The following is a 6,772-nucleotide window of genomic DNA, read 5'->3' on the forward strand; positions in this document are numbered from 1 at the left end:
ACCCCCGACCGCAGAATCACTCGCTCGCAATCGCAAGGGGGCAACGCCACGATGGACTCGACGACGCCGGCGCAGAACGGCTGGATGGCACGCGCGGCGCTGCGCAGCGCCGCCTGGGCCGAGAGATGGTTCCCCGACGCCTACGTCTTCGCGGTCCTCGGGGTGGTCATCGTCGCGGCGGCGGCGATGGGTTTCGGCGCAAGCCCCACGGCCACCGCCGATGCCTTCGGCGACGGCTTCTGGAGCCTGATCCCGTTCACCATGCAGATGGCGTTCGTGGTCATCGGCGGCTACGCGGTGGCCACCGCGCCGGTGGTGTCGCGCTTCATCGACCTGCTGGCGCGGGTGCCCCGCAGCGGCCGTGGCGCGGTGGTCTACGTGGGCCTGGTCAGCATGCTGGCCTCGCTGCTGAGCTGGGGCTTCTCGCTGGTGTTCGGCGGGCTGCTGGTGCGGGCGCTGGCACGGCGCGAGGACCTGGGCATGGACTACCGTGCCGCCGGCGCCTCGGCCTACCTCGGCCTGGGCGCGGTGTGGGCGATGGGCCTGAGCTCCTCGGCCGCGCAGCTGCAGGCCAACCCGGCCAGCATGCCGCCGGGGCTGGTGGAGATCACCGGCGTGCTGCCGTTCACCGAGACGATCTTCCTGTGGCAGTCGATCGTGCTGACCGCGATCCTGATCCTCGTCTCGCTGCTGGTGGCATGGCTGACCGCGCCGACCGGGGCCTCGGCGCGCACCGCGCGCGACTTCGGGCAGGCCGCCGCCCAGGCCGAGACGCCGCCGCTGCAGCCGCGCACGCGACCGGGCGAATGGCTCGAATACAGCCCGCTGCTGACCGTGCTGCTGTCGCTGCTGGCGTTCGGCTGGCTGTTCGGCGAGTTCGCCAGCAAGCCGGTGGTCACCGCCATCGCCAACCTCAACACCTACAACTTCCTGTTCCTGTCGCTGGGCCTGCTGCTGCACTGGCGCCCGCGCAGCTTCCTCAACGCCGTGGCCAAGGCGGTGCCCAGCACCACCGGCGTGCTGATCCAGTTCCCGCTGTACGGCGGCATCGCCATGGTGCTCACCCACGCCACCGGCCACGGCGGGCAGACGCTGGCGCACCGGCTGTCGGAACTGTTCGTGCAGGTGGCCACCACCGACACCTTCGCCCTGGTGATGGGCGTGTACTCGGCGGTGCTGGGCTTCTTCGTGCCGTCCGGCGGCGGCAAGTGGCTGGTGGAAGCGCCGTACGTGATGCAGGCGGCCAACGAACTGCACGCGCACCTGGGCTGGGCGGTGCAGGTCTACAACGCGGCCGAGGCGCTGCCGAACCTGATCAACCCGTTCTGGATGCTGCCGCTGCTGGGCGTGCTGGGACTGAAGGCGCGCGACATCGTCGGCTTCACCTTCATCCAGCTGCTGGTGCACATCCCGCTGGTGCTGGGCCTGCTGTGGCTGCTGGGGATGACCCTGACCTACGTGCCGCCGGTGATGCCGTAGCCGAATGCTCGGCGCGCTGCGGCCCTGGGGCGGCAGCGCGCCGGAGCGGGGGCGGTCAGACGCCCTTGAGCAGGCTGCGCAGCCTGAAGCTGGCGACGATCTGCAGCACGCCATAGATCAGCGCGACCACGCCGATCCAGATCGCCGCGGTCAGCAGGCCGGCGGCCGGATACACCGCGAACAGCACCCCGAGCACGATCGCCAGCACGCCGCTGAGCGCGATCAGCCACTCGCCGGTGATCTCCTTGCGCACGCGGATGGCGAACACGATGCGGAAGATGCCGGCCACGACCAGCCAGGCCGCCAGCAGCACCAGCAGCACGCCGGCGGTGGCCACCGGGTTGATCACCGCCAGCACGCCGAACACGATCGAGGCCAGCGCATACAGCGCCAGCCAGCCCTTGGAAACCTGCACGTTCTTGTCGAACAGGGCGATCAGGCTGATCACGCCTTCCACCAGCGCGACGATGCCGAACGCCCACGCCAGCGCGAAGATCGCCTGGAACGGCCGCAGCAGCGCGAACACACCGAAAAAGGTGGTGACCAGCCCGTACAGCAGCAGCACCCACCAACTGCGGCCGAGTCCTGCGAATATCCCTGCGTTCATGACGTTCTCCTTGATGCGATAGAAGCGAATCCTGTCCGGGCAGCATTGCCCGGCTTGCGTGTTCATGCCGTCAAGCCAACGGCCGCAGGAATGCTTATGTAATGACCGAGGCGCCGGCCGGAGCATGGAAAAGCCGCGGCGGGAGCGCCCCTTCCGCCCTTCGGGCACCTTCCCCCGCAAGCGGGAGAAGGGAGACATCCCGGAATTTCGCCCACTGGCCCCTGCTGGTCCCGGCATCACGGCACCCGCGCGCACACCCACGCGTCCACCCGCGTCGCGCCGGCACGGCGCAGCGCCAGCGCCGCCGCCTGCAGCGTCGCGCCAGTGGTCATCACGTCGTCCACCAGGGCCACGTGCGCCGGTACCGGGCCGGCCACGCCGAAGGCCCCGCGCAGGTTGCGCCGGCGGCCGGGCGCATCCAGCCGCGACTGCGCCGCGGTCGGCCGTATCCGGCGCAGCGCATCGCAGCGCGGCAGCGACAACGCGGCGGCGATCGGCCGCGCCAGTTCCAGCGCCTGGTCGTAGCCGCGCTGGCGCAGCCGCGCACGATGCAGCGGTACCGGCACCAGCGCCTGCGGCCGCGGCAGGGCGGCACAGTGGGCGGCCATCAGCGTCGCCAGCACGCGGCCGGCGGCCAGGTCCTGGTGGAACTTGAAGCGCAGCAGCAGCCCCGCCACCGGCGCGGCATAGGCGAAAGCGGCCGACACCCGCTCCAGCGGCGGCCGCCGTTGCAGGCAACTGCCGCACAGCGGCGCGCCCGCGGCATCGCGTCCGGGCAGCGGGATCGCGCAGGCGCTGCAGGCGACGCCGTTCCAGGGCAGGGCCTCGCGGCAGCGGCGGCACAGGTCGCAGCCGTCCGCGCCCGGCTCGTCGCATACGGCACAGCGCGGCGGCAGCAGCCAGCGCCCGATATCGGCGACCCATCCGTAAACTTCCATCAATCACCCAAGGTTGACAGCAAGCGCATGCCTCACCAGACTGCCGCGCTTCCCAGCCGATCACCGTCAGGAAACCCCGATGTCCGCTGTCATCCGCCACGACTGGCAAGCGCAGGAACTGCACGCGCTGTTCGACCTGCCCTTCCCCGAGCTGCTGCACCGCGCCGCCAGCGTGCACCGCGAGCATTTCGACCCGGCGCAGGTGCAGGTCTCCACCCTGCTCTCGGTCAAGACCGGCGGCTGCCCGGAGGACTGCGCCTACTGCCCGCAGGCGCAGCGCTACGACACCGGCGTCGGCGCGCAGAAGCTGATGGACACCGAGGCGGTGGTGGCCAGGGCGCGCCAGGCCAAGGCCGCCGGCGCTTCGCGCTTCTGCATGGGCGCGGCCTGGCGCTCGCCCAAGGACCGCGACATCCCCAAGGTGGCGGCGATGATCCGCGAGGTGAAGGCGCTGGGGCTGGAGACCTGCGCCACCCTGGGCATGCTCGACGACGGCCAGGCGCACGCGCTCAAGGAAGCGGGGCTGGACTATTACAACCACAACCTCGACACCGCGCCGGACTACTACGACTCGATCATCCACACCCGCCAGTACCAGGACCGGCTGGACACGCTCGAGCGCGTGCGCGATGCCGGGCTGAAGACCTGCTGCGGCGGCATCGTCGGCATGGGCGAGACCCGCGCGCACCGTGTCGGCCTGCTGCTGGCGCTGGCCAACCTGCCGGCACATCCGGACTCGGTGCCGATCAACCGGCTGGTGCAGGTGGCCGGCACGCCGCTGCACGGCGCCGCCGAGCTGGATCCGTTCGAGTTCGTGCGCATGATCGCGGTGGCGCGCATCGCCATGCCGGCCTCAATGGTGCGGCTGTCGGCCGGGCGCGAGTCGATGAGCGACGAACTGCAGGCGCTGTGCTTCCTGGCCGGCGCCAACTCGATCTTCTACGGCGAGAAGCTGCTGACCACCGGCAACCCGGATACCGAACGCGACCTGGCGCTGTTCGCGCGCCTGGGGCTGCAGCCGATGCAGGTGAGCGTGGATGCCGAAGACCACGACCATGCCGGCACCGTGCACGCCGACATCACCGCGCCGGCCTGCGGCCGGGCCGCCTGACCATCCGTCGTGGCCGCGGTCGTGGCCGCGGCGATCGGCCGCCTGCGCCGCGGCCGCGGCGCCGCGCTACGCTAGGCGCCTGGGCGGCGGAAGCCGTCCGGGCTGCGAAGCCCGCTGCTGCGGTCCCTGCTCCATACGGGTATGTCTGCGCCGCTTCCTGGCCCGTAGCGCGGCTACAGGCCGGCGAAGCTTCACAAAACCGGCCCCGCACAGCGCAGCTTCGACCAGCTTCGCCGCGGTGAAGCGCTTCGCCTCGAATATTTCTGCCGCCCACGCTCCTAGGTTCGCCGACCCTCCCTGCCCGCCCCCAGCCCCGCACGCCCATGGCCAGACCCGACCTGCATGACCGCCTCCAGGCCCAGCGCGAGCTGCGCAGCGCGCAGGGCCGCATCCGCGTGCGCCGCAGCGTCGGCCGCCGCGACGGCGTGCGCCTGCAGCTCGATGGCCGCTGGCTGACCGGCTTCTGCTCCAACGACTACCTGGGCCTGTCGCAGCAGTTCGAGGTGGTGGCGGCGCTGCAGGATGCGGCCGCGCGCGAGGGCGCCGGCGCCGGCGCCTCGCACCTGGTCTGCGGCCACCACGCGCTGCACGAGGCGTTGGAGCGCGAAGTGGCCGACTGGCTCGGCTATCCGTCCGCGCTGCTGTTCGGCAGTGGCTTCCTCGCCAACCTGGCGGTGCAGCAGGCCCTGCTGGGCGAGGAAGGCGACGTGTGCGTGCAGGACCGGCTCAACCACGCCAGCCTGCTCGACGCCACCCGCCTGGCCGGCGCGCGGCTGCGCCGCTACCCGCACCTGGACGCCGAGGGCGCGAGGCGCCAGCTCGCCCACGCACCCGAAGGCGCGGCGATGCTGGCCACCGACGGCGTGTTCAGCATGGACGGCGACCTCGCCCCGCTGCGCTCGCTGACGCTGGTGGCGCGCATGCAGCAGGCGCTGATGTACGTGGACGACGCCCACGGCGTCGGCGTGCTCGGCCCGCAGGGCCGCGGCAGCGTCGCCGATGCCGGGCTGGGCGTGGCCGAGGTGCCGCTGCAACTGGTGACGCTGGGCAAGGCGCTCGGCGGCCACGGCGCGCTGGTGGTCGGCGAGGAGCGGCTGGTCCGCCACCTGGCCGAGACCGCGCGCCCGTACATCTACACCACCGCGATGCCGCCGGCGCAGGCCGCCGCCGCGCTGGCCGCGGTGAAGCTGGCGCGTCGCGACCAGTGGCGCCGCGAGCGCCTGGTCGAGTCGATCGCCGCCTTCCGCGAGGGCGCGCACCGCCGCGGACTGGCGCTGATGGCCTCGGAGACCCCGATCCAGCCGCTGCTCGGCGGCGACGAGGCGGCGGTGATGGCGATGTCGGCGGCACTGGAACAGGACGGCTACCTGGTCGGCGCGATCCGCCCGCCCACCGTGCCCGAGGGCAAGGCCCGGCTGCGCGTCACCCTGTCGGCGCTGCACACCGCCGAGCAGGTGGCGGGGCTGCTCGACGCGCTGGCGCGCGCGCGCGATGCGGTGGCCGCGGCCGCCGTCGCGACGGCCGCGGGCTAGGCTGGCGGAGGATCGGGCGTGGTCTTCGAGGATTGTCCGGGCCGGTCATCCGCGACCCCATCGGCGAAACATCCGCGGGCAGCGGTACGCAGTCCGAAGCCCGTTGCCTCCCGCCCGGATCACGCGCGCGTCGCCGGCGCCCACCGCGGCGGCGACGCCTTTTCCATCGAAGCCGCCTGCCTGCAAGCGCTGCATGGCCGGGCGGCCCCCTTTTCCTTCCCGATTCCCGTCCCCTCATGCATATCGAAGTAACCGGCCAGGGCCCGGCCCTGGTCCTGATCCACGGCTGGGCGCTCAACGGCGGCGTGTTCGCGCCGCTGGCCGAACGGCTCTCGCGGCATTTCCAGCTGCACATCGTCGACCTGCCCGGCCACGGCCACAGCCGCGACGACGACACCCCGCTGGCGCTGCCCTTCGTGGTCGGCGAGATCGCCGCGGCCACGCCGCCGGGAATCTGGCTCGGGTGGTCGCTGGGCGGGCTGTTCGCGCTGCACGGCGCCGCCACCCTGCCGCAGGTGCACGCACTGGCGATGATCGCCGCGACCCCGCGCTTCGTGCGCGCCGGCGACTGGCCGCACGCGGTCGAGCCGCAGGTGTTCGAGCAGTTCCGCCAGGACCTGGCCAGCGACTATCGCGGCACCCTGGAGCGCTTCCTGGCGCTGGACACGCTCGGCTCGGCGCATGCCCGCAGCGAGCTGCTTGCGCTGCGCGAGATGCTGGTCGCGCGCGGCGAGCCGTCGCCGCAGGCACTGCAGCAGGGCCTGCACCTGCTCGAGCGCAGCGACCTGCGCCGCGCATTGGCGGCACTGCGCAAGCCCAGCCTGTGGATCGCCGGCCAGCGCGACCGGCTGGTGCCGCCGGCCGGCATGCACGACGCCGCCGCGCTGACACCGGCGTCGCAGTCCGTCGCCCTGGCCGGCGCCGGCCATGCGCCGTTCCTCGGCCAGCCCGACGAGGTGACGCGGCTGCTGCGCGACTTCGCCGAAACCCTGCAACCCCAGCAGCACCCCTGACGGCACGGTAGGAGCGACTTCAGTCGCGATGGGGCCTTACCGGTAGAGCCCCATCGCGACTGAAGTCGCTCCTACAGTCCCGCCTGGTGATT

6 protein-coding genes are annotated in these 6,772 nt (G+C 72.3%); 4 read left to right on the top strand and 2 right to left on the bottom strand.

Translation table 11 applies throughout. From position 1 onward, the window contains the following. Positions 1-84: 84 nt before the first annotated feature. The gene (locus LRX76_RS17420) at positions 85-1,479 is read left to right on the top strand and encodes a TIGR00366 family protein (RefSeq protein WP_231806904.1); all 1,395 of its coding nucleotides are present in this window, start codon (positions 85-87) and stop codon (positions 1,477-1,479) included. Between the two features lie 55 nt (positions 1,480-1,534). On the opposite strand, the gene LRX76_RS17425 is transcribed toward LRX76_RS17420, so the two are convergent. Then, positions 1,535-2,086 (bottom strand): DUF308 domain-containing protein, encoded by a 552-nt coding sequence (locus LRX76_RS17425; protein WP_231806899.1) that lies wholly within the window; start codon positions 2,084-2,086, stop codon positions 1,535-1,537. Between the two features lie 236 nt (positions 2,087-2,322). Next, positions 2,323-3,024: a ComF family protein gene (locus tag LRX76_RS17430; protein ID WP_231806900.1), complete on the bottom strand. Its 702-nt coding sequence runs from the start codon at positions 3,022-3,024 to the stop codon at positions 2,323-2,325. 79 nt (positions 3,025-3,103) lie between these two features. Here LRX76_RS17430 and bioB point away from each other — a divergent pair, with 79 nt between their 5' ends. From bioB to bioH, 3 genes are all read left to right on the top strand, one after another. After that, on the top strand, positions 3,104-4,135 hold the full coding sequence (bioB, locus tag LRX76_RS17435) for a biotin synthase BioB (protein WP_231806901.1): 1,032 nt from the start codon (positions 3,104-3,106) through the stop codon (positions 4,133-4,135). Between the two features lie 323 nt (positions 4,136-4,458). Then, on the top strand, positions 4,459-5,667 hold the full coding sequence (gene bioF / locus LRX76_RS17440) for an 8-amino-7-oxononanoate synthase (protein WP_231806902.1): 1,209 nt from the start codon (positions 4,459-4,461) through the stop codon (positions 5,665-5,667). A gap of 236 nt (positions 5,668-5,903) precedes the next feature. Next, the gene (bioH, locus tag LRX76_RS17445) at positions 5,904-6,680 is read left to right on the top strand and encodes a pimeloyl-ACP methyl ester esterase BioH (RefSeq protein WP_231806903.1); all 777 of its coding nucleotides are present in this window, start codon (positions 5,904-5,906) and stop codon (positions 6,678-6,680) included. The last annotated feature ends 92 nt before the right edge of the window (positions 6,681-6,772 follow it).

This window comes from Stenotrophomonas sp. MMGLT7 (assembly GCF_021168555.1).
Taxonomy (GTDB): domain Bacteria; phylum Pseudomonadota; class Gammaproteobacteria; order Xanthomonadales; family Xanthomonadaceae; genus MMGLT7.

What these genes read in the sequence shown, in the direction of transcription:
- bioF (WP_231806902.1), top strand. Translation starts at nt 4,459, where the DNA reads ATGGCCAGACCCGACCTGCATGACCGCCTCCAGGCCCAGCGCGAGCTG.
- LRX76_RS17425 (WP_231806899.1), bottom strand. Translation starts at nt 2,086, where the DNA reads ATGAACGCAGGGATATTCGCAGGACTCGGCCGCAGTTGGTGGGTGCTG.
- LRX76_RS17430 (WP_231806900.1), bottom strand. Translation starts at nt 3,024, where the DNA reads ATGGAAGTTTACGGATGGGTCGCCGATATCGGGCGCTGGCTGCTGCCG.
- bioB (WP_231806901.1), top strand. Translation starts at nt 3,104, where the DNA reads ATGTCCGCTGTCATCCGCCACGACTGGCAAGCGCAGGAACTGCACGCG.
- LRX76_RS17420 (WP_231806904.1), top strand. Translation starts at nt 85, where the DNA reads ATGGCACGCGCGGCGCTGCGCAGCGCCGCCTGGGCCGAGAGATGGTTC.
- bioH (WP_231806903.1), top strand. Translation starts at nt 5,904, where the DNA reads ATGCATATCGAAGTAACCGGCCAGGGCCCGGCCCTGGTCCTGATCCAC.